General features: G+C 57.1%; 21 protein-coding genes. 15 read left to right on the top strand and 6 right to left on the bottom strand.

The window, feature by feature from the left end; all coding sequences use genetic code 11:
- Positions 1-9: 9 nt before the first annotated feature.
- The gene (locus H6F75_RS05045) at positions 10-528 is read right to left on the bottom strand and encodes a Ycf51 family protein (protein WP_190749846.1); all 519 of its coding nucleotides are present in this window, start codon (positions 526-528) and stop codon (positions 10-12) included.
- Entirely contained in the window at positions 512-655 is a 144-nt protein-coding gene (locus H6F75_RS05050) for a hypothetical protein (protein ID WP_190749848.1), read from the bottom strand. The genes H6F75_RS05045 and H6F75_RS05050 overlap by 17 nt, the downstream gene beginning before the upstream one ends.
- A 340-nt stretch (positions 656-995) precedes the next feature.
- Here H6F75_RS05050 and H6F75_RS05055 point away from each other — a divergent pair, with 340 nt between their 5' ends.
- The 5 genes from H6F75_RS05055 (at position 996) to H6F75_RS05075 (ending at position 8174) form a co-directional block, all read left to right on the top strand.
- Complete coding sequence (locus tag H6F75_RS05055; RefSeq protein WP_242019695.1) at positions 996-1577, top strand: hypothetical protein; 582 nt, start codon at positions 996-998, stop codon at positions 1575-1577.
- A 645-nt stretch (positions 1578-2222) separates the two neighbouring features.
- Positions 2223-3152, top strand: coding sequence for a heterocyst differentiation control protein (gene hetR, locus H6F75_RS05060; RefSeq protein WP_190749850.1), 930 nt, complete (start codon positions 2223-2225; stop codon positions 3150-3152).
- Between the two features lie 213 nt (positions 3153-3365).
- A complete protein-coding gene (gene crtD / locus H6F75_RS05065) occupies positions 3366-4898 on the top strand; it encodes a C-3',4' desaturase CrtD (protein ID WP_190749852.1) in 1533 nt (510 codons plus the stop codon).
- A 271-nt stretch (positions 4899-5169) separates the two neighbouring features.
- Positions 5170-6432, top strand: a complete 1263-nt coding sequence (locus H6F75_RS05070) for a hypothetical protein (protein WP_242019696.1) — start codon at positions 5170-5172, stop codon at positions 6430-6432.
- Between the two features lie 161 nt (positions 6433-6593).
- Complete coding sequence (locus H6F75_RS05075; RefSeq protein ID WP_190749854.1) at positions 6594-8174, top strand: glycosyltransferase family 39 protein; 1581 nt, start codon at positions 6594-6596, stop codon at positions 8172-8174.
- Between the two features lie 3 nt (positions 8175-8177).
- On the opposite strand, the gene H6F75_RS05080 is transcribed toward H6F75_RS05075, so the two are convergent.
- Positions 8178-9218: an LD-carboxypeptidase gene (locus H6F75_RS05080; RefSeq protein WP_190749856.1), complete on the bottom strand. Its 1041-nt coding sequence runs from the start codon at positions 9216-9218 to the stop codon at positions 8178-8180.
- 57 nt (positions 9219-9275) lie between these two features.
- Between H6F75_RS05080 and H6F75_RS05085 the strand changes: the two genes are divergently transcribed.
- The 3 genes from H6F75_RS05085 (at position 9276) to H6F75_RS05095 (ending at position 11243) form a co-directional block, all read left to right on the top strand.
- On the top strand, positions 9276-9902 hold the full coding sequence (locus H6F75_RS05085) for a methyltransferase domain-containing protein (protein WP_347710610.1): 627 nt from the start codon (positions 9276-9278) through the stop codon (positions 9900-9902).
- A 146-nt stretch (positions 9903-10048) separates the two neighbouring features.
- The gene (locus H6F75_RS05090; protein ID WP_190749859.1) at positions 10049-10726 is read left to right on the top strand and encodes a HEAT repeat domain-containing protein; all 678 of its coding nucleotides are present in this window, start codon (positions 10049-10051) and stop codon (positions 10724-10726) included.
- 358 nt (positions 10727-11084) lie between these two features.
- On the top strand, positions 11085-11243 hold the full coding sequence (locus H6F75_RS05095; RefSeq protein WP_190749861.1) for a hypothetical protein: 159 nt from the start codon (positions 11085-11087) through the stop codon (positions 11241-11243).
- 19 nt (positions 11244-11262) lie between these two features.
- Here H6F75_RS05095 and H6F75_RS05100 read toward each other — a convergent pair whose 3' ends face one another.
- On the bottom strand, positions 11263-11544 hold the full coding sequence (locus H6F75_RS05100) for a hypothetical protein (protein WP_190749863.1): 282 nt from the start codon (positions 11542-11544) through the stop codon (positions 11263-11265).
- Positions 11545-12006: 462 nt separating this feature from the next.
- Between H6F75_RS05100 and H6F75_RS05105 the strand changes: the two genes are divergently transcribed.
- The 7 genes from H6F75_RS05105 to H6F75_RS05135 all read left to right on the top strand — a co-directional run bounded on the left by H6F75_RS05105 (position 12007) and on the right by H6F75_RS05135 (position 17022).
- Positions 12007-12849: a DUF6559 family protein gene (locus H6F75_RS05105; RefSeq protein WP_190749864.1), complete on the top strand. Its 843-nt coding sequence runs from the start codon at positions 12007-12009 to the stop codon at positions 12847-12849.
- A 133-nt stretch (positions 12850-12982) separates the two neighbouring features.
- Positions 12983-13372 (top strand): cytochrome c oxidase assembly factor Coa1 family protein, encoded by a 390-nt coding sequence (locus H6F75_RS05110; RefSeq protein ID WP_190749866.1) that lies wholly within the window; start codon positions 12983-12985, stop codon positions 13370-13372.
- A gap of 292 nt (positions 13373-13664) precedes the next feature.
- Complete coding sequence (locus tag H6F75_RS05115; protein WP_190749868.1) at positions 13665-14075, top strand: hypothetical protein; 411 nt, start codon at positions 13665-13667, stop codon at positions 14073-14075.
- Positions 14076-14181: 106 nt separating this feature from the next.
- Complete coding sequence (locus H6F75_RS05120; RefSeq protein WP_190749870.1) at positions 14182-14493, top strand: DUF433 domain-containing protein; 312 nt, start codon at positions 14182-14184, stop codon at positions 14491-14493.
- Positions 14494-14844 carry a DUF5615 family PIN-like protein gene (locus H6F75_RS05125; RefSeq protein WP_190749872.1) on the top strand — a complete coding sequence of 117 codons (351 nt, stop codon included), beginning with the start codon at positions 14494-14496 and terminating at the stop codon, positions 14842-14844.
- Between the two features lie 41 nt (positions 14845-14885).
- Positions 14886-15116: a DUF433 domain-containing protein gene (locus tag H6F75_RS05130; RefSeq protein ID WP_190749873.1), complete on the top strand. Its 231-nt coding sequence runs from the start codon at positions 14886-14888 to the stop codon at positions 15114-15116.
- Between the two features lie 217 nt (positions 15117-15333).
- The gene (locus H6F75_RS05135) at positions 15334-17022 is read left to right on the top strand and encodes a SpoIID/LytB domain-containing protein (protein ID WP_190749875.1); all 1689 of its coding nucleotides are present in this window, start codon (positions 15334-15336) and stop codon (positions 17020-17022) included.
- A 24-nt stretch (positions 17023-17046) separates the two neighbouring features.
- Here the strand turns inward: H6F75_RS05135 and H6F75_RS05140 are convergent, their stop codons facing one another.
- Complete coding sequence (locus H6F75_RS05140) at positions 17047-18597, bottom strand: NAD(P)/FAD-dependent oxidoreductase (protein WP_190749877.1); 1551 nt, start codon at positions 18595-18597, stop codon at positions 17047-17049.
- Between the two features lie 5 nt (positions 18598-18602).
- Entirely contained in the window at positions 18603-19106 is a 504-nt protein-coding gene (locus H6F75_RS05145; protein ID WP_190749879.1) for a hypothetical protein, read from the bottom strand.
- Between the last annotated feature and the right edge of the window lie 66 nt (positions 19107-19172).

Raw genomic sequence — 19172 nt, forward strand, 5'->3', positions numbered from 1 at the left:
ATAGTGAGCCTAGCTTTGGGTTTGGGTTGGGAGCTTAGCCCAGGAATCGCGGTTGAGCTGCACCTGAAACGGTTCCTCTGAGCCCTTGGGATTGGGCTGAATTTGGCCTAGGTAGAGCAGCCGAGAGATGCCATCGGGGTCATGGACGACGGTGCGGGCGCGAATGGTGGCGACCTGCCCTGGCAGACCTAGCCGGTAGGGCTTAAACAGATTGCTGGCGGCCTGGTTTAGAGTGGCATCCAGCGTCTCAGGGGTGATGGTCGGCGGTACCGTAATTACAATCTGGCTGGCTCCGGAGTCGTAAACCGTGGTGTAGGGAATGGCGCCGGGCACAGCAATGCGGCTAAAGGGCTCAAAACTCAGCCCCAGCAGCCCCACGGTGAGCACGGCGGCAAACCCCGTTGCCCCTACCAGGCGAAAACGCAGACCCCACTTCAGCCCAAAGGCCAGCGCCGTCAGCGCCGCCAGGGCTAGAGTGCCAATGCCAGCCCACTGGGTGGCAGTTAAGAATTCAGCGGGGCTGAGCATGGTGCGATCGCATCCTATAAACTGAGACGGCCAAAGTATTCACCAGAGTATCCAAGATATCGCAGAAGGCCTGGCCCAATCGGGAAAAGCCTTCCACTACGGCGATGCAGCCTAGACTTATAGCCATCCCAAAACCACGGCCCTGGTATCTAGCAATACCCTTTAATACCCGATCCTATCAGCAGTTTTCCAGTCTTTGCGAAGCGGGGCGAGAACTGGAGTTGGTGGCGCAGCCTCTCCAAAGGAGAATCGCGGTGGCTGAACGGGCAATGGCGCAGCCTCTCCGAGAGAGAATCGCGATCGCCATCACCGCTGTTCCAGCGAAGCTCAACTAGAGCCGCAAACCCCTTCCTTAGTTACCCCTATATTCCACTACACCCCACCATCAAAACTCAATAAATTAGGTTGTAAACCTACCCAAGACAGGGTAAAACTTGAAGCCGTAGCAATAAACAACGGCGGCAGCGATGACACAGGTAGCAGAGATGGGCATAGGTAAATGGCGACGGGGCATGGGTCGGGCAGTGCTCTTGTTGCCGCTGCTGCTGTTCGGCTGTGGGTCATCTAAGGTCGCCCAGTGCAACCAACTCGCCGAAGTGGTCAACCAAACCCAGGGCTTCATGCAGGAGTTTGAAGCCGAGATTCAAACCTTTAGCGAGAGCGCCGCCCAGGTCAAAAACCTAGATGACATCAAGCTAGCCGCCAGCCAGTACACCACTGCCGTCGATAAAGTAGTCACCAACCTAGACGGGCTGGTCGGCGATCTCCAGTCCACCACCCTGCGCGACGAAGACCTCAGCAAGTTTAGAGACGACTATGTAGGGGTTGTGCAGGGCTTCAGCACCGCCCTCACCGATGCCCGAGAAGCCATGGATCTCGTGGTGCAGGTCGAGTCAGAGGCCGAACTGCCTGCCAAAATCGAAGAATCTCAGCAGCAAACCATGACAGCGGTATCCTCCATCGAGACCCTCTCCCAAACCGAATCACAGTTGATTACTGAGGTCAACGGCTACTGCGGTGCCGCCCAACCCGCCGACACTGGGTCGTAGCCTCATTTTTGGAGCCAATGCCTGCGGCCTTCTATAAACGAGAACGAGCTTGCGACCCGTAGCCGTCCTGGGCTTGCCCTACTCCAGCGTCGAGCCGCCTAGGTCTGGGGTCTATTTTCCAGGCATTAAGCCTCAGCGATCGCTTAGATACACAAGCGGGTAAAGTTCATGCCCTCATGCCCAGGTCGGGCTGAATGAAGACTGACTCCAATTTCTTGGCAGGAGACGATTAACTTCTGAGCATTTTGCTCCCCATATGAAGCATTTTCTTCAACTAAACCTATACTTTGAATTCTGATTAAACCTGCCAATATAGAAAGCCGCAAGAGCGATGAGCTTGGGCTATGTTGGGGGCATAGTAGCGCTCTGCAGCTAAGGGCTGCGGCCGTGGAGCACACTCTGCGCCTAGACCAAATTAGGTTAGCTTTGCAAGGGCGGGTGGGCAAACGGTGCCCGATGCTTACTACTCAATGCTTACCTGTCCAGTGCTTGTATTGGGTTTCTAAATCACTGAGTAAGGCAATTTTAAGCAGCTCAAACGCGGTTGTTTTGTCCTAAGTAGCCATCATCGTCACCTTGGTGTTATCGGTAAGTTACTGAGGCTAAAAATTCTGTAATTTACCTAGTCTGAGTAATTTTTATCCTGTGACCCACCCGTCCCAAGTTCCGCCCGATTTGAAAGATGACTTGCTGCGAGCCGTAGACAGTAGCCCCGCAGACTGGATTTTGCTAAACCTCGCCCTCAGCACCATGAAAATGGGCGGGCACCGCTACGGAGCCTTTTTAGACGCCGCTACCACCGCCGCTAAACTGGCGATCTACAGCACCTTTGTCGAACAGGGCAACAATATTCGCAAGACGGGCTTTTTGTACCACGTTGAACCCAAGCGGGTCAAAGCCATCGTGCAAGAGATTCAGGTTGCCCTAGCGGAAGGGCAAAGCCTCAAGGTACTCAATTCAAAGGAACCCTATTATCTCATTGCCCTCCCGTTTCTCTGGCAAGAGCACTTTCCCTGTGCCCCTGGCGCGACGCGGGTGCGACTGCAGGGGCTGACCCCCGGCGAGCGCAAGACCATTGAAGAGAGCCTGCCCTCCAGCGCCCCTCGGGCCCGCATTTTGGACCAGGTCGAGTTCGCCGAGCTGATGGAGCTGCTCCATCAGATGTCCCAGGAGGAGCTGCCCTCAAGCCAGCGCATGCCCTTTAGCGATGCCCTGATGTTGCACATTAAGTTTCGGCTGCTGCACTCTGGCACCGTGATTCAAATTGACTCTCCCCTAGTAGATATTCCGCTGTATGCCCTGGCTAGCGAGTCATACTCGCCCAAGGGAGAGCAGGAGCGAGTCTTCGCCATGATTGACGATGTGGCCAGATTCTTCAGCTTGCTACAGGCCTGGGTGCGAGAAGATGAGGGCGTGCTGCGGGGGGTAGAGGTGTTTGATGTCGCCCCCCAGGACCGCAATGCCGCTCTGGAAGAACTCGATGCCATGCTGCGGGCCTGGGCCGACAAGTATCACCAGGACGGCGGCCTGCCCATGGTGCTTCAGTTCGCCGCAGGCCGCCGCGAGCACGACTAGGGGCCTAGGTCGCAATTTAGTGGCAACGGTTGAAGCGGAGGAGCTGAGGAAACGATGAGCTTAATCAGTTAGGTACACGGCTGGCTGAACGCATAACCGGTTAACCTGCCAACCTTTAACCCTGTGAGCTCCATTATTATTCGCCCGAAGAAATCGGCCAATCTCACCTCCAGGTTGAGCTAAGCTGAGAGTATCGTAAAGAAATGTAAAGCTATGGGCCATACCTCTTCATCGTCTGGCCGCAGGGTAGTGGTGGTTGGCGCTGGCATTGGCGGATTGACCGCAGCGGCCCTGCTGGCTCGTCGAGGTTATGCGGTGCGGGTGTTTGACCAGGCCCGGGTGGCCGGGGGCTGTGCCTCAACCTTTAAGCGGCGAGGCTTTACCTTTGATGTAGGGGCAACTCAGGTGGCAGGGCTAGAGCCCGGAGGCATTCACCATCAAATTTTTGGCGAGCTCGATCTGCCGCTGCCGGAGGCGACCCCCTGTGACCCGGCCTGTGCCGTATTTTTGCCCGGCGAAACTGAGCCCATTCAGGTATGGCGCGACCCTGTGGCTTGGCAGGCCGAGCGCCAGAGGCAGTTTCCGGGCAGTGAGCCCTTCTGGCAGCTGATGCAGACTCTGTTTCAGCCCAGCTGGCGGTTTCAGGCTCGACAGCCGGTATTGCCTCCCCGCAGCCCGTGGGATCTGTGGCAGCTCACTCAGGCCCTGCGTCCCGATACCCTGGTGACGGTGCCTTACACCTTCAGTACGGTGGGGCAGGTGCTGAGGCAGATGGGACTGGCGGACGATTCGCGCAGCGATCCCTCTGGGAATCGCCGCCTCAAGACCTTCCTCGACCTTCAGCTCAAGCTCTACTCCCAGGTGAGCGCCGATGAAACGGCAGTGCTCTACGCCGCTACTGCCCTCAGTATGTCTCAGGCACCCCAGGGGCTTTGGCACCTCCAGGGCAGCATGCAGGTGCTCAGCGACAGTTTAGAGAAAGCCCTGGTGCGTGATGGTGGCTTGCTCCAGCTCAACCACAGGGTGTTGCAGATTCATAGGGCGCAGGGTCGAGTGAGCGGAGTAACGGTTGCAGATCAAAAGACGGGCAAAACCTGGGTAGAACCCGCTGACCACGTGGTCGCCAATGTAACGGTACAAAATTTGGTGCAGCTGTTGGGCGATCGCGCTCCCCAGGGCTATCAGCAGCGGGTTGAGGCGCTGCCCGAGGGCAACGGCGCTTTTGTCCTATACCTTGGGGTAGAGGCGGCAGCGATTCCCGATGGTTGCCCGCCCCACCTACAGTTTCTCTACAGCTACGACGGCCCCATTGCCGAAAACAACACTCTGTTTGTGTCGGTCAGCCGCCCCGGAGACGGGCGCGCTCCTGAGGGACGAGCCACCATTGTGGCTTCATCGTTCACTAACCTTGCTCCCTGGTGGCAGGTCAGCGACTACGAAGCTATGAAGCAGTCTTATACCAATAGCGCTCTGCAACGGCTAGCTGGCTATTTTGACCTACGGGCCGAGCATCTGATTCATGTTGAGGCGGCTACCCCCCGTAGCTTTGCCCACTTCACCGCTCGCGACCAGGGCAGTGTCGGTGGGTTGGGTATGCGGGTAAATACTTTCGGCCCCTTTGGTTTTGCTAACCGCACGCCAGTGGCCGGGCTTTGGCTGGTAGGCGACTGCACTCATCCTGGTGAGGGGACGGCAGGGGTAAGCTACTCGGCCCAGACCGTGGTGAGGCAGATTGTGGCTCACTAAAGACCCTTTGAGAGCTAGTGTGTGGCAAATCCTCAAGAAAACTTTAAAAAAATGCATCCTGCTTAGCGGCGAAAACTGACCCTGTCCTGGGTATTATTGACTAACTATGCCCGTACTCCGGGTTGGTCTAGGTAAAACTCGCTACCTGGTCTATCGGCAAACCCGCTGTGGCTAGGTCATCTCTGTTCCTGGAAGCGCAGCCTATCCGCGCCGCCATTGGTTTTGATAGGGTGCCTTCGTCATCTACCGCTCTTTCAATCAGGTCAGCAGCATGAGTCCCTGGGATTCCTTAGATTCGTGGTCAAACTACTCCAGTCGGCCCCCCGCTAACTTAGAGGACTTGCTCTACCAGCACTGGCAGTACTGGCGCAAGCAGGAGGCTCCCCATGAGCTGATCGCGCGGTTTCGCAGCCTGTTTTTGGATGTGGCCAACTATCCCGACAGTTCAGTGGCCAGCGCCCTCCTCAGTCTCTCTGAGCAAGAGACCGCTAACCGCGAGTTTAAGTATGTGCTCAACCGCTGCTGCTACACCTTGATCAATCTTTGGTACACCCAGCCCCGCGACCATTGGGCCATTCCAGAGCTAGTGCGGCTGTTTGAGGATCTGCCCCCCGCCAATAGCACTAACCCCAAGGCCCAAAAGGTCTACGGCTTGGTTAAAGAATTTTCCCAGACTGAGCAGTATGCGTCTCTGGTGCGGCTGCAGCAGATTATGTCTTCTGCTCGGGAAGCCGATGTCTCTGCGGCGGCGGTGGTTGAAGATCAGCCCTTGGCCCACCGCATTCGCCACTACCCCTTTCTCTACGACAACAGTTTGCTGACTAAGGACAGTGGCCAAGAGCAAAAGCAAAATATCAACGACCTGCGCCGCCGAGCCGAGACCGACCTAGGCATTCGCTTGGCCCGCTACCATGCTCAACACCAAACTTCTGGTCGGGTTGGACAGGTGGTCAACCCCACCTTGCTCGATGCCGATGGTCTAGAGCAGGCGCTGAGCTTTTATACCGGCAAGATTGATGGCCGCACCCATCGCGACCAGGCCCGTTGGTTTGCCACCTATAGCAAAACCGTGCGATCGTTTCGCGACTTTAAAGATGAATTTGTTGACTATTTAATTGGCCCGATCGCAGCGGCAGAGCCCAAGTACAGCGGCAACCACTTCACCCGCAACCTGCGCCAGTACCTACGCGAAACCCTAGCGGAGTTCGACAACCAGCCGTTGAACAGCTTTATTTTAGTTGAGACCTGTCGCCGTCTGCTCAACTTTCTGGTGGTCGATAGCCCCCACCGGCCGGTGTTTCGCAACTTTCGCCACCTGGTCAACGATGTGGGCCATACCCTAACTATGGGGCTCCTGCTGCGGCTGGTGCTGTTTTGCTCGGCCGCCAAACCTTGGCTGGAGCGCTGTTTTTCGGTGCTGTTTAATCTGCATGAGCGCCGCATGTGCAAAGAGGTGCCCTGGTTGGTCACTAGCCTAGAGCATGCCAACGTGGCGCTGATCACCAACTTTAGCGATGTAGGCTACCAGTTTTAGGTCGCCCTGGGATGAGTCAGGCAATGGCTTTCCCCCTGGGGCTGGTCAGGGAAGTCTGCTCTGCACTGAACGGTTAGCTCTGGCCTCCGCTGTTGCTAGGTAGAGGGCTGGAGCACGGCTGTAGTTTGGGATGATCGGGGCCAGGTTTAAGGAGGAGAAGGTTGGCAAAGGGCTGGGCTGGAGTCAAGGGAGTGGCGATCGCAGCTATAGCAATAGGCCTGATCCTGCGTTTCTCTAACTTAGACCGCAAGGTCTACTGGCACGATGAGGTCTATACCAGCCTGCGGGTGGCGGGCTACATGGGGCCAGCCGTAGAGAATGCCGTCTTAGACCGTCCTGAGCTGACCGCGGCCGACCTGTTGCAATACCAGCAGATGCCGCTAGCCCCCTCCCTGGCCGACTGCTGGGATGCCCTGGCCAACCACCCAGAGCACCCGCCGCTGTATTATCTGGCAGCCCACGGTTGGGGACGGCTGTTTGGGGCTTCGGTGGGTGACTATCGGGCGATCGCGGCGATTTTTGGGGCGATCGCCCTGGCGGCTATGTTTTGGCTGGGGCGGCAGCTGTTTCCGTTTAACCCGCCCGTGGCCTGGCTGGCCACAGCCCTGATGGCGGTGTCGCCCGTGCAGGTGATCTATAGCCAGGAGGCCCGCGAGTATAGCCTGTGGGCGGTGGGGCTGCTGCTGGCCCACGGTGCCCTGGTGCGAGCGGTGCGGCTCAACCAGCCGATAGGCTGGCTGGCCTACGGTCTGGCCCTGGGGCTCAGCTGGTATGGATCGCTGATGACCGGATTACTGGGGCTGAGCCACCTGGCTTTTATGGTGCTGACCCAGCGCCAGCGACGGCCCTGGCTGGGGTTTGTGCTGGCCCACGGCTTGGGCATTGGGCTATTCATCCCCTGGATTTGGACGATTGTGCGGCGGTGGGGTCGGTTAAAAGAGGTCACGGCCTGGACAGATGACCCTCAGCCTTTAGACTTTTTGGCGAAGCTGTGGGGGCTGCACTACAGCGCCGCCGTGGTTGATCTTAATCTGCCGATTGACCACGCCTTTACGGTGGTTGGTCCGGCCCTGGTGCTGGGACTAGTGGCTGTCAGCCTGGTTCAGATTGGGCGGCACTATCCCCGTTCCACAGCGGTGTTTTTGGGCTGCGGGCTGCTGGTGCCGCCCCTAGTCCTGATCGGCGGCGACCTGGTGCGCACCGGGCAAATTTCAACCAACACCCGCTACTTTTTTCCGTCGCTGCTGCTGGTGCCGCTGGCGATCGCCCCCCTAATCAACGCTGGTCTCGCCGCTGCTGCGCAACGGTCTAGGGCGATGGGGGCAGCACTTCTAGCCCTGCTGTTGACGCTGGGCATCGTCTCTGGAGCCATCAATAACCGTGCCCTCACCTGGTGGAACAAATCCCTGAGCTATTCGAACTTGGCGATCGCCAACTACCTCAACCAGCAGAGCGCTCCCGTGGTTGTCTTTGGCGAAAGCGGTATCACCCTGGGAGAAGCCATTTCCCTCAGCCACTACCTCAACCCCGACACCGCCCTGTGGTTGCTGCCCGGGAGAACCTTGCCCCCGCTGGCCACTCTGCAAGCTGTCGCCCAAGGCCAACCCAGGCTGTTTTTATTTGAGCCGCCGTCGACGCTGCTCGACACGGTGCCGTCAGGATGGCAGACCGCTCCAGCCGCCGATGCCACCGGTTTCGCTCCCAATGACGTGGTGCAGCTCATTCCACCGCAGGGGTCTTGAGGACTAGCTGACGGCGGGAGCCTGCATTTGCAGACTGCCAACGGTGGCATCCATCGTCACTGGGCCGCCAATGGGCAAGGTCCACAGCGGCTCTACATGGCCAATCCAGGCACCCGCGTAGGCCGGGATGCCGAGGGGTTTGATGTGGTCTTGCAGAATGTCATTTAGGGTGAGTGAGCCATAGCCTTCGCCGGGGCCGCAGGCGGTGCACTGGCCAAACACAAACCCCGCCAGACCGTCGAGCACGCCGGCCAGCTTGAGCTGGGTCAGCATGCGATCGATGCTGTAGGGAGCTTCACCGACGTCTTCTAAAAACAGAATCGCTCCGGTGGTATCGGGCATGTAGGGCGACCCCACAATGCCAGAAATCACCGAAAGATTGCCCCCCAGCAGCGGCCCGGTGGCGCGGCCCGGCGTAATGGTGTGAATGCGGCCCTGGTCGCGCATCAGTCGGTCTTGATCGGCACCCAGCAGCGGGTTGGTGTAGGTGAGCGTTTCACCGTTGATCAAAATGCGGCGCAGCGGTTCCACTTGATCGTCTCGCCAGGAGGTCAGGCCGTGGGGGCCGTGGAAGGTGACCAGCCCCGTCTGGGCGTAGAGGCCGAGCAGCAGGGCCGAGATGTCGCTAAAGCCGATGACCACCTTGGGGTTGGCGCGAATCAGGTCGTAGTCGAGGTAGGGCAGAATGCGGGCGCTACCCCAGTCGCCCCGGATCGGCAGCAGCGCCTTGACTGCCGGGTCGGCGAACAGGGCATTCACATCGGCGGCCCGCTCGGCGTCAGTGCCCGCCAGATAGCCGTAGCGGGCCAGGGCGTGGGGAGCGACGCGGGGCACAAAGCCCAGGGCTTTGACGGCGTCGACTACCAGATTGAGGCGATCGCCCTCAAAGGTGGCCCCCGCTGGGCTGACAATCCCCACCGTATCCCCCGCTCGCAAGCGCGGCGGCAGCAGGGTAGGACGCCCTTGGGCCTGCACCGCCCGCTGCCCCAGCGCCACCCCAGCTGCCGCCACCCCCAGCCCGCCCAATAGCTGTCGCCGTCGCATACGCGCTACCCTAAAATTCTTGCAACACCACTGCCGAGCATACACCGGAGTCCCCCCGTGACCGCACAACCTCCGTCCTCGCCCCTGCCAGCCCTCGGACCCGACGACTGGGAACAGCGCTATCAAGAGGGCACCCCCCGCTGGGATCTGGGTCACCCTGCCCCCGCCTTTGAAACGCTGCTGACCGCTGCGGATGCGCCCCAGCCAGGCCGCGCGATCGCCCTCGGTGCCGGACGCGGCCACGATGCTCTCTTCTTTGCCCAGCAGGGGTTTGAGGTCACCGCCGTCGACTTTGCCCCTTCGCCAATTCAGTCGCTCAGAGAGCAATCCCAGGCTCAGCAGCTCTCCCTCAACCTGCTGCAAAAAGACATCTTCGACCTGACCCCCGACCTGGCGGGTCAATTTGACTATGCGATCGAACACACCTGCTTTTGCGCGATCGATCCCTCCCTGCGCCCTGCCTACGCGGCGTTGGTGGCCGAGTTGCTGGTACCAAAGGGTGAACTGCTGGCCGTCTTCTTCACCCACCGGCGCTCCGGCGGCCCTCCCTTTGGCACCACTCCGGCAGAAGTGCGCCAGCTCTTTGAACCCCACTTTGAAATATTGACCCTGGAGCCAGTGACGAACTCCATACCCTCGCGGCAGGGGGAGGAGCATTTTGGGCGATTGCGGAAGCGGGGATGAGGGGGATGAGGGGATGAGGGAGACCTTAGCTTACTTCCCCATCCTCCTCACCTTCCCCATCCTCCATACCTTCCCCACCCTCCTCACCTGCCCCATCTTTCTCATCTCCTTATACTAAAGAAGACCGTTCACCCCGAACTTTCCCCATGGATTTAGAGCAGATTTCTGCCCAGCTTAAAAGCGAAGACTCGAAAGACCGCATGTTGGCTCTGGCCTCGCTGCGGGATGTGCCCGCAGCTCAGGCGGCTCCGCTGATTCGGCAGGCGCTGCACGACAAAAACCTGCAAATTCGCTCGATGGCGGTGTTTGCCCTGGGCATTAAGCCCGATGAAGAGTCCTTCGATATTTTGATCAATCTGCTCACCTCTGACCCTGACTATGGCATTCGCGCTGACGCGGCTGGGGCGTTGGGATATTTAGAAGACCCCCGAGCGTTTGAGACTTTGGTGCGAGCGTTTTACGAAGATACCGACTGGTTGGTGCGCTTTAGTGCGGCGGTGTCTCTTGGCAACCTCAAAGACCCTCGCGCCCACGATGTGCTGATGCAGGCGTTGCAAAGTGACGAGGTGGTGATGCAGCAGGCGGCGATCGCGGCTGTCGGCGAGATTGGCGACCTGGAAGCGGTCGATGAAATCCTCAAGTTTGCCCAGTCGGAAGACTGGCTGGTGCGCCAGCGCTTGGCCGAGGCCTTGGGCCACCTGCCTACGCCAAAAACTGAGCCCGCCCTGCGCTACCTCGAAAAAGACTCTCAGTTTCAGGTAGCCGAGTCGGCGAGAATTTCGCTCACCCGACTGCACAACCGCAAGGGCAGTCAGAGCGTGTAGTTCTTCAAGCTGTACAGAAGGCGTTACCCCTAGGCGATCGCGCGCAGGGGTTAGGGAATTTGGCCGTAATGGTAAGCCATAACCGCAGGCCGACATAAAGAAACGGAAGGCGATTGTAGAGTAACGGCAGGCTGGTGCAAAGGAACAGGGGGCTGGTACGGAGTAACAAGAGGCCGTCATAGAGTAGCGACAGACCGTTATAGAGTAACGGCAGGCTGGTGCAGAGTAACAAGAGGCCGTCATAGAGTAACGAGAGGCCATTACAAAGTAACAGGGGGATGTTACAGAGTAACGAGAGGCTGGCGCAAAGGAACGAGACACGGGTGCAGAGAAATTGCTGGAGTTTTGGCAGTTCTGAATGCTCCAGCGTTGGAACTATTGCTGGGTTAGTGAGCTTTACCGCAACGTCAGTAAGCTTCACTATCGCCTCAGATTGTTGAACGGGCTGCTCAATGTGCCAAGTTGCGATCGCAGTGAGTTTGAGGATGGCGATCGCGGCCCCCGACGGCATGGGTAGGCCTTCGGGGGCTGAGGCTTTACTCAATCAGCACGGTTTTGGTGGCGATCGCCATCCAGATGGTGCCTGCCGCAGAGGTTGCGCCGGGGGTGCCGCTGGTGGGTGGTACGGGGATGGGGTCGCTCCAGTCGTTGGGGTCGGTGTAGCCGAGGGCGTGGAGGATTTTGATGGTGCGATCGATGCCTGCGAGGCTGCCGTAGAGCATGTGGCGCACCCGCTCTGGGCGAACTTGGGGGGTGCTGGGTGAGGACGGCGGAAGATTCGATGCGCCGCTGGCATCGGGTTTGAGATATTCAAACATGGGTTCTGTTTCCTTTTGGTGATGGAAAGAAACAGAACGCGAAAACCCCAGCCACCCGCAGCATGAAGTGCAAACTGAGGGGGCTAGGGTACGATGGGCCTAGCCTCGCAATCTGCCTGTTAGATTTGCGGGGTTAGCTGTCTGTTGGTGCCGCTAACACCTTCAGGCAGCGCTAAGATTTTCGAGTTCTGCGTAACCACCGCTCTGCTGAACGGCTTAACGAAAGAGAATACTGATACAACCGCTCCCCGTCAACCGTAGAGAAGACCTGATTCAGGTAGGTGGACAGAAACAAACATGTGTACCTTATCTGTAGGTTGTGGTTGAGTAACATTGGCAAAGCCTAGCCAAAAGCAACAACCAAACATCTGCACGAGTTAACCCTGTGCTAGCTCATAGCGCATTTTCCGGAATCAACAACCAAATCAGTGTATAACCCGGCAATTCACGGAGGGCAGCTAAATGTTGAGCATGTCGCAAGAAGCTTTAACTATCCTGGCTAGGGTTGAACTCGTTGCCGTATGGGTTGCTGCTGTAGCATTGCCTAGCGGATTAATTAAATCGTACCAAATTCGGAAAAAGCGAATTGCAATTCGTGCCTACTCTGAGCGTGTGGGGAAGCTACTCCGTGCTCGCCATGGACTACAAGAGAATTATACTCCTGCCCAAGTAAAGGGGATGACAAAAGAATGGGGTTATAGTACTGGCTACGACCACTATGCACTAGCAATGTACTGTGATTATGCTGACTTTGAAGACTATTATCAGGGAAAGGGAAAACGCTACAACTATCAAACGATGCGACGTGAAATCAGCCGTTGCTTATTTCACACAGACACCAACTTTAGCGTGGCTGATGGAATTGAAGCGATAGCACAGGCCAGCGAAAAGCGCCTTGCAATTCAAAGGTATATTAAGCATATTGGTCCCGAACTTCGTAAACGATATGGAGTTCAAAAGAAATATACCCCTGAGCAGATTAAGCAAACTGTCAGCAGTAGTCGATACAGTTCAGGCTACGATTATTATGCATTTGCATTGTATTGCTCCCATGATGATTTTGTAGACTATTACAAAAGTGTGGGTGAATCATGTGATTACGATTCGATGCGCAGCGAAATCTCTGACTCCTTTGGTTCTTTTCGAAACGACACCACATTTGATGCCTGTGATGTGATTAACCTCAGCGATCGCATCGATAGCGCCCACGATGCAGGCGAAAGTAGCTCTTGGTGGTCTAGCTCATTTGATTCTGACAGTGGAAGCAGCAGTGGTGGATATGATTCTTACAGTGGGAATGACTGAGCGCGATCGTAGATCTCCTATAGGTTGAGTTGACGAAGGGAACCCAACTCCCCCAATATTTTCTTGCCCAAAGACCTAACCCTAAGCGCACAAATTCCTTCACCTATTTGTTCAAAAATACACGGGTACTACTATGTCGCCAATTAGTTTTGTTAGTCAACCAGGGAGCATAGTTGTCTATGCACTGGTTATCAGCTTGCTTGTCGCCTTATTTGTCGCCCTGGTTTTTTCCATTACAGCAGGGATGAAAAACTCCGAGGCGTACAAACTTGGCTATGAAAAACTACAAAGCAATATAGAAGCAATCAATGCGCTTGGTGCGCCCATCACAACTGGTGCGCCTAGGGGGAGTATTGAGACTTCTGGACCTATAGGGAAGGCCGACTTATCGTTCTCTGCGGAAGGCTCGAAATCGAAGGGTACAGTGTACTTGGATGCTGTCAAAGATCTCGGGATATGGAGAATCAATCGTATTGAGTTGGAGGTCAGAGGCCGTGAAGGCAGAATTGACCTTAACCAATGAAATGGTTAATGCGATCGTCAACCTTATCGAATGTAGTCCTCGTGATGTCCTCTAACTACTCCGCCGATAGACTCTAGGAACGTGCCCAATTGCGAATTTTAAGCAAGGGCGATCTTAAATCTTCTGTAATGCGCTCGCAGATCTCTTGTAGGTTGGGTTGACGAAGGAAACCCAACAATCCCAGAAAAATTGTGAAAACGTAGGTGTCGAGTTTTCTCCTAAGGGAGATGCTTCGCGAACGCTAGCTCAACCCAACCTACTAACTACTAACTTAGTTCTTTGTAGCGGTATTATGAGTGCAAGTTTTTGGAAGGCTCCAGCTTACGAAGTTCCGATTGATAAAGCAGTCCGAGTTGAACTGCTTAGGCTGCATAACCGGGATATCATTCCGGAGAACGGTTGGCCAGAATCCTTTTGGAACTATGTCCAAGACCGTAAGTTGCTTGATGGCGAAGAGGCACAACACGTTATTCAATTATTTCAAAAGCTCTCTCCAGGAGAACCAGCTCGGTGCCATATGCCACCGTGGGGATTAGCATTCTACGACGAGACGGAACTTTTGTTCACAACTACACTTTGCTTTGAATGTTCCAACGCCTACATTTACACAGTTCATGGCAAAGATATACGTGCATTTGACGTTTCTGAGACCCATGCTAAAGAGTTGCTAACTTTTCTAAAGCAGGAATTTCCTCTTAGTTAAAGTGAGGACATCGCAGATCTCCTGTAGGCTTGGGTCTACGTAGGAAACCTAGTAATCTAGCTATACTGTAAGGCAACTCAGCCATAGCAGCTCTATTAAAAGCCCTATGTTAAGCCTGGTCTATCCCCACATCGAAAAAATTGATCACCAGCCCGCAAGGTTGCAGCGCATCCCTCGCATTCGCGTTGCCCAAATTGTAATGGATTACCTCGCCTACGGTTGGTCAGTCGAAGAACTCTGCCACCAGCACCCCTACCTAACCCCAGCCGAAGCCCATGCCGCTATGGGTTACTACTTTGACCATCAAGACGAAATTGACCAAGAAATTTCTCAAGAATGGCATGACACCCAATCCAGCATGGCCCAAGCACCCAAATCACCGTTCTACACTCGCATGAAAGCTAGAGGGCTGCTGTAAGTGGCGATCGCTCTTTATATGGATGTCCACATTCCCCAGGCGATCACCAACCAATTGCGTCGTCGGGGCATAGACGTACTGACTGCGTTCGATGATGAAGCTCAAGAACTGCCTGATGATCAACTTTTGTCGAGAGTAACTCAGCTTAATCGAATCCTCTTTACTCAAGACATCCGCTTTCGCGTTTTAGCCGAAACCTGGCAAACAGAAGGAAAACTCTTCTCCGGGTTAGTTTACGGCCATCAACTCGGCGGCACCATTGGCCAATTCGTCAAAGACTTAGAGCTAATCGCTAAAGCTTCAGAGCCCGATGATTGGAAAAATACAGTGGAATATATTCCTTACAAGTAGTCATCAGAGGGGCCAAACCCCCACTGGCTGCAATGTCAACTATGGACTACCGAAACTACATCACCATCGAACCCAACAAGCGCGGCGGTCAACCTTGCGTACGCGGTTTGCGAATCACCGTCTACGAAGTGCTTGAGTATCTAGCTTCCGAGATGACCGAAGCTGAAATTCTTGATGACTTTCCCGACCTGACGCGAGAAGATTTAAAGGCCTGCATTGCCTACGCTGCTGACCGCGAGCGTCGGTTCATGACCGCTCCTCTATCGGCATGAAATTACTTTTTGGTGAAAACCTATCACCCTAACTGCCAAATTGCTTGAGCGACCTTTTCCCAAACTCGCTTCACATTCGCGATGTAGGCCTGAAAGCAACGATTGACCATCGAGAATAGACCCAGGAAAGATTCCCACACTCAATGGTCTGAAGCCGCTAGAATTTCTCTGACCCGACTGCACACCAGCGGGCAGCACCCTACTTCGTTAGCGCACTATGCCTACGCTCTCCCTGCCCCGACTTCAGCTTCAACCCCTGGGCCATCGGCGATCGCGATGGTTAGGGGCTGTGGGCGGCATGGCGATCGCCCTCACCACCGCCATCGCCGCACCCGCCCCCGCCGCCCAAAACCCGGTGATTCAAGTGGGCATCGTCCAGCGCTTTGGCGAAAATCTGCAAGACCGCATCACCCTCGAAGCCCTGCCCGGCGAGCAGCTCACCCTCAGCTTTGACACCCAGGGCCAGCCTCAGACTGTGACTGCAACACGGGTTGTGATTGGCCTCACCCCCGAGCAACTGCCCGAGGCCACCCTGGGCGAGCGCGTGGTGCTCAGCAACCACCGCAGCTTTGAGACCGCCGAATACAGCGCCCAGCAGTGGCGCGATCGCGGCATTGAGCCCGAGATTGCCCAGCCCGGCAGCTGGGAAGTGTGGGCCAACCGCGAAACCTACGACAGCCCCCTAGTGCGTCGCCTGCTGGTCAAAAACCTGCAAGCCCAGGGATTTACCGAAGTCTTTCTCGACAGCGAAGTGGTAGGCCAGATTCCCCGCACCTACTTCGAGGCTAACGGTTATCGCTATGGCCGCGACACTCTCGACATTCGCGCCAACGGCGGGCGAGTGCGGGTGACCCAGCCCGGCGAGCCGCCGGTCACCCGCGTCTACGGTGGCACGCTGCGAGTGCAGCCCAACACCTACGGTACCTACACCCTGGTCAACAGCGTGCCGATCGAAACCTACCTACGCGGCGTGGTGCCCCACGAGATTGGTGCCAGTGCGCCAGTGCCCGCCATTCAGGCCCAGGCGGTGCTGGCCCGCACCTACGCCCTGCGCAATCTGCGCCGCTTCGCTATCGACGACTACGAACTCTGCGCCGATACCCAGTGCCAGGTGTATCGGGGGCTGACCGGCACCGCGCCCGTAGCCGACCAGGCCATTCAGGCCACCCAGGGCCAGGTGCTCACCTATCAAAACGAGCTGGTCGATGCCCTGTATTCTTCCACCACGGGAGGCATTACCGCCGCCTTTAGCGACGTGTGGGATGGCCCCGATCGCCCCTACCTGCGGCCGGTGGTCGATACCGTCAACGGCCTGTGGGATATCAACCAGTATCCCCTCAGCTCCGAGGAAGCGATTCGCGCCTTTATGGCCATCGACAAAGGCTTTAACGAAGACACCTGGGAGCTGTTTCGCTGGCGCAACGAGAGCCCCCTGGCCGAAATTACCCAAGACTTAAAGACCTACCTGGGCCGCCGCCAGCACCCGATGGCAGGGCTGACCCAGGTGCGATCGGTGCGCGTCTCAGAACGGGCCGACTCAGGTCGGGTGCAGGCGATCGACATCGAGACCGACCTGGGGGTGGTGCAGCTAAAAAAAGATGAAATTGTGCGGGTGCTCACGGCTCCCCGCAGCCTGCTGTTTTATGTCGAGCCCATGTATCAAACCCCAGCCGCCGTGGGCACGGCTCCCGTACCGGAAGGAACGCCCCCGGCGGCCAGTTCACAGATTATGGGCTACCGCTTTGTGGGCGGCGGCTGGGGGCATGGCGTTGGCTTGAGCCAAACCGGGTCGTATCGCCTGGGCAGCTTGGGCTGGGCCTATCCTCGCATTCTCCAGTTTTACTACCCCGGCACCACGCTACAGCCGATTGGCGAAAATCTGACGTTCTGGCGTGAGCCAACGTAGGCGTGGAGGGTAGGCAAGGCGCTACTAGCCCAATACCTCTCGCAGCATTTGGCGGTGCTGGCTGACAGAGGCCAGGGTGTTGGCCGTCATCAGTCCACAGGCGGCTACTGCTGGTAGACCGATGCCGGGGAAGGTGGAGCCGCCCACGCAGAGCAACCCCTCTAGCGGGGTCTTTGGCCCTGGGAAGAGGCCATTTTCAACTGAGATGGCAGGGCCGTAGCTACCTCGGTGGCAGCGCAAAAAGCGTTCGTGGGTGAGGGGAGTGCCAACCAATTCCACCTCCACTCGGCTGCGCACATCGGGGATGATCCGCTCTAGGGCTTGCCAGAGGGGTTTTGCCCGTTCCGCCTTGAGCTGGGCATATTCGGGGCTGCGGCGATCGCATCCCTGCCAAAGTTCGTAGGGCTCAGTGGCCGGGGTGTAGACATGGATGGTGTGCTTGCCCGGTGGGGCCAGCGACGGATCGAGCACCGTGGGAATCGACATGACGATAAGATTCTGCGGAGCGTCAATGCCTCGTTCCCAGTCGTCGACCGTAATGTAGTGGCAGGCCAGGTCAGAGGGCAGGCCCTCACCGTCGATGCCCAGGTGCAAGTGCAGAAAGCTAGGGCACTCGGGGGTGGCCTGGCGCTCTTCTACAAAAGCCTTTGGCAGGGCTCCATCGGGCACCAGCTTCAGCGTGTCCCAAATGGAGGCGTTAGAGATTACGGTGCTGGCTTTGAGGGTTTCGCCAGATTTCAGGGTGACTCCGATCGCACGTCCCTGATCGACCAAAATTTCGTTGACGTGAGTGCCCAGCCGCAGAGTGCCGCCATACTTCTCTAGACCACGCACCAGAGCCTCGATCAGGGCAGCGCTGCCGCCAATCGGATAGTCCAGTGTTACGCCTGGACGATACCACTCGGCAAACATAAAGGCCATTTCGGCGGTGCTGGTGCCCTCGGCGGGTAGGCCCGACAGCAAAAAGCACAGCATATTCATCCAGTTGCGGATGAAGGGATCGCGGGTGGTGCGATCGAGTACGGTGCTGAAGGGTCTGCTGGATTGAGTGAGCGCTGGAGCATTTCGCAGCAGTTCCCAGGCGTAGGGGGCGGCGGTTTGCACGGCACCCAGATCCAACCTGAGGGCGGCGGGGGGCAGAGCGGTGGCTGCTTTGCCCAGGGGCACCATCGCCTTTTGTAGACTCCGCCATTCTTTGACGGCAGTTTCACCCCGCAGCTCACGTAGCACGTCAGCGAACTGATCGTTGCCCACGGTGGTGTCAAAGTCGCCCTCGGGCAGGCGCACGCCCCAGGTGTTGTAGTTGGCCCAGGTGACGCTGTCGCCTTCACCCACCGCATCGAGCACGTGGCGCAGGGGGTTAGTAGAGGCCCGATACGACATTCCCGAGTAGAGGGATGGACCCGAGTCAAAGATGAACCCCTGGCGCTCAAAGCCGTGGGCGGCTCCGCCCGCAATGGTGTGGCTTTCGCAGACGGTGACGCTATGGCCGTAGCGGGCCAGCAGTGCCCCGCAGCACAGACCGCCAATGCCGCTGCCGATCACAATGACATCGGCGGTCTTAATAGACGGCATCGCCCCTAGCTCCCAAAATAGCCCTGGATGTTCTCGGGGCGAAATTTGCGCAGAATGGGGGTGGCCTGGCGCACTACCGCCTCGGAGCCGCGCACCACCACTATAAACTTGCCGTCGTCGAGTCGGTTGCGGTACGAGAGGGCATCGCCACTGCCGATAATGCCCATGCCGCCGCCAATAAAGTAGGCTCCCATCGAGCCCCCAATCGCCCCGAGCAATCCACCAATGATCTGGTTGCCCAACCGCCCCGTAAAGGCAAAGGTATCTAACCCAGTAATGATGTTGAACATGAACCCAGCGGCAAACCCAAAGGGCACCAGCCACGCCGCCATCAGTCGAATTTGATTCCAGGCCTGGTCGGCGGGGTCGACAAGCCCGTATTCGTCGGCGCTTTTGAAGCCTTTGCCCAGAATGTCGAAGTTATCTGTGGGCAGACTGGCTTCTTCAAGGGCGCTGTAGGCTTCTTCGGCTTTGATGCGATTGTCTAAAACGGCAACCAGGTAGTTCATTTGCAAAAGACAATGGGGCAAAGACAGTTGGGTGTGAACCCAATAGTTATTATGCCGCGTCGATGT

It is taken from the genome of Nodosilinea sp. FACHB-131 (assembly GCF_014695395.1).
GTDB lineage: Bacteria > Cyanobacteriota > Cyanobacteriia > Phormidesmidales > Phormidesmidaceae > Nodosilinea.

Bases quoted from the DNA above. Each gene is read 5' to 3' on its own strand.
- H6F75_RS05045 (WP_190749846.1), bottom strand. From the start codon at position 528: ATGCTCAGCCCCGCTGAATTCTTAACTGCCACCCAGTGGGCTGGCATT.
- H6F75_RS05050 (WP_190749848.1), bottom strand. From the start codon at position 655: ATGGCTATAAGTCTAGGCTGCATCGCCGTAGTGGAAGGCTTTTCCCGA.
- H6F75_RS05055 (WP_242019695.1), top strand. From the start codon at position 996: ATGACACAGGTAGCAGAGATGGGCATAGGTAAATGGCGACGGGGCATG.
- crtD (WP_190749852.1), top strand. From the start codon at position 3,366: ATGGGCCATACCTCTTCATCGTCTGGCCGCAGGGTAGTGGTGGTTGGC.
- H6F75_RS05070 (WP_242019696.1), top strand. From the start codon at position 5,170: ATGAGTCCCTGGGATTCCTTAGATTCGTGGTCAAACTACTCCAGTCGG.
- H6F75_RS05080 (WP_190749856.1), bottom strand. From the start codon at position 9,218: ATGCGACGGCGACAGCTATTGGGCGGGCTGGGGGTGGCGGCAGCTGGG.
- H6F75_RS05090 (WP_190749859.1), top strand. From the start codon at position 10,049: ATGGATTTAGAGCAGATTTCTGCCCAGCTTAAAAGCGAAGACTCGAAA.
- H6F75_RS05095 (WP_190749861.1), top strand. From the start codon at position 11,085: ATGCTCCAGCGTTGGAACTATTGCTGGGTTAGTGAGCTTTACCGCAAC.
- H6F75_RS05100 (WP_190749863.1), bottom strand. From the start codon at position 11,544: ATGTTTGAATATCTCAAACCCGATGCCAGCGGCGCATCGAATCTTCCG.
- H6F75_RS05105 (WP_190749864.1), top strand. From the start codon at position 12,007: ATGTTGAGCATGTCGCAAGAAGCTTTAACTATCCTGGCTAGGGTTGAA.
- H6F75_RS05110 (WP_190749866.1), top strand. From the start codon at position 12,983: ATGTCGCCAATTAGTTTTGTTAGTCAACCAGGGAGCATAGTTGTCTAT.
- H6F75_RS05115 (WP_190749868.1), top strand. From the start codon at position 13,665: ATGAGTGCAAGTTTTTGGAAGGCTCCAGCTTACGAAGTTCCGATTGAT.
- H6F75_RS05120 (WP_190749870.1), top strand. From the start codon at position 14,182: ATGTTAAGCCTGGTCTATCCCCACATCGAAAAAATTGATCACCAGCCC.
- H6F75_RS05130 (WP_190749873.1), top strand. From the start codon at position 14,886: ATGGACTACCGAAACTACATCACCATCGAACCCAACAAGCGCGGCGGT.
- H6F75_RS05135 (WP_190749875.1), top strand. From the start codon at position 15,334: ATGCCTACGCTCTCCCTGCCCCGACTTCAGCTTCAACCCCTGGGCCAT.
- H6F75_RS05140 (WP_190749877.1), bottom strand. From the start codon at position 18,597: ATGCCGTCTATTAAGACCGCCGATGTCATTGTGATCGGCAGCGGCATT.
- H6F75_RS05145 (WP_190749879.1), bottom strand. From the start codon at position 19,106: ATGAACTACCTGGTTGCCGTTTTAGACAATCGCATCAAAGCCGAAGAA.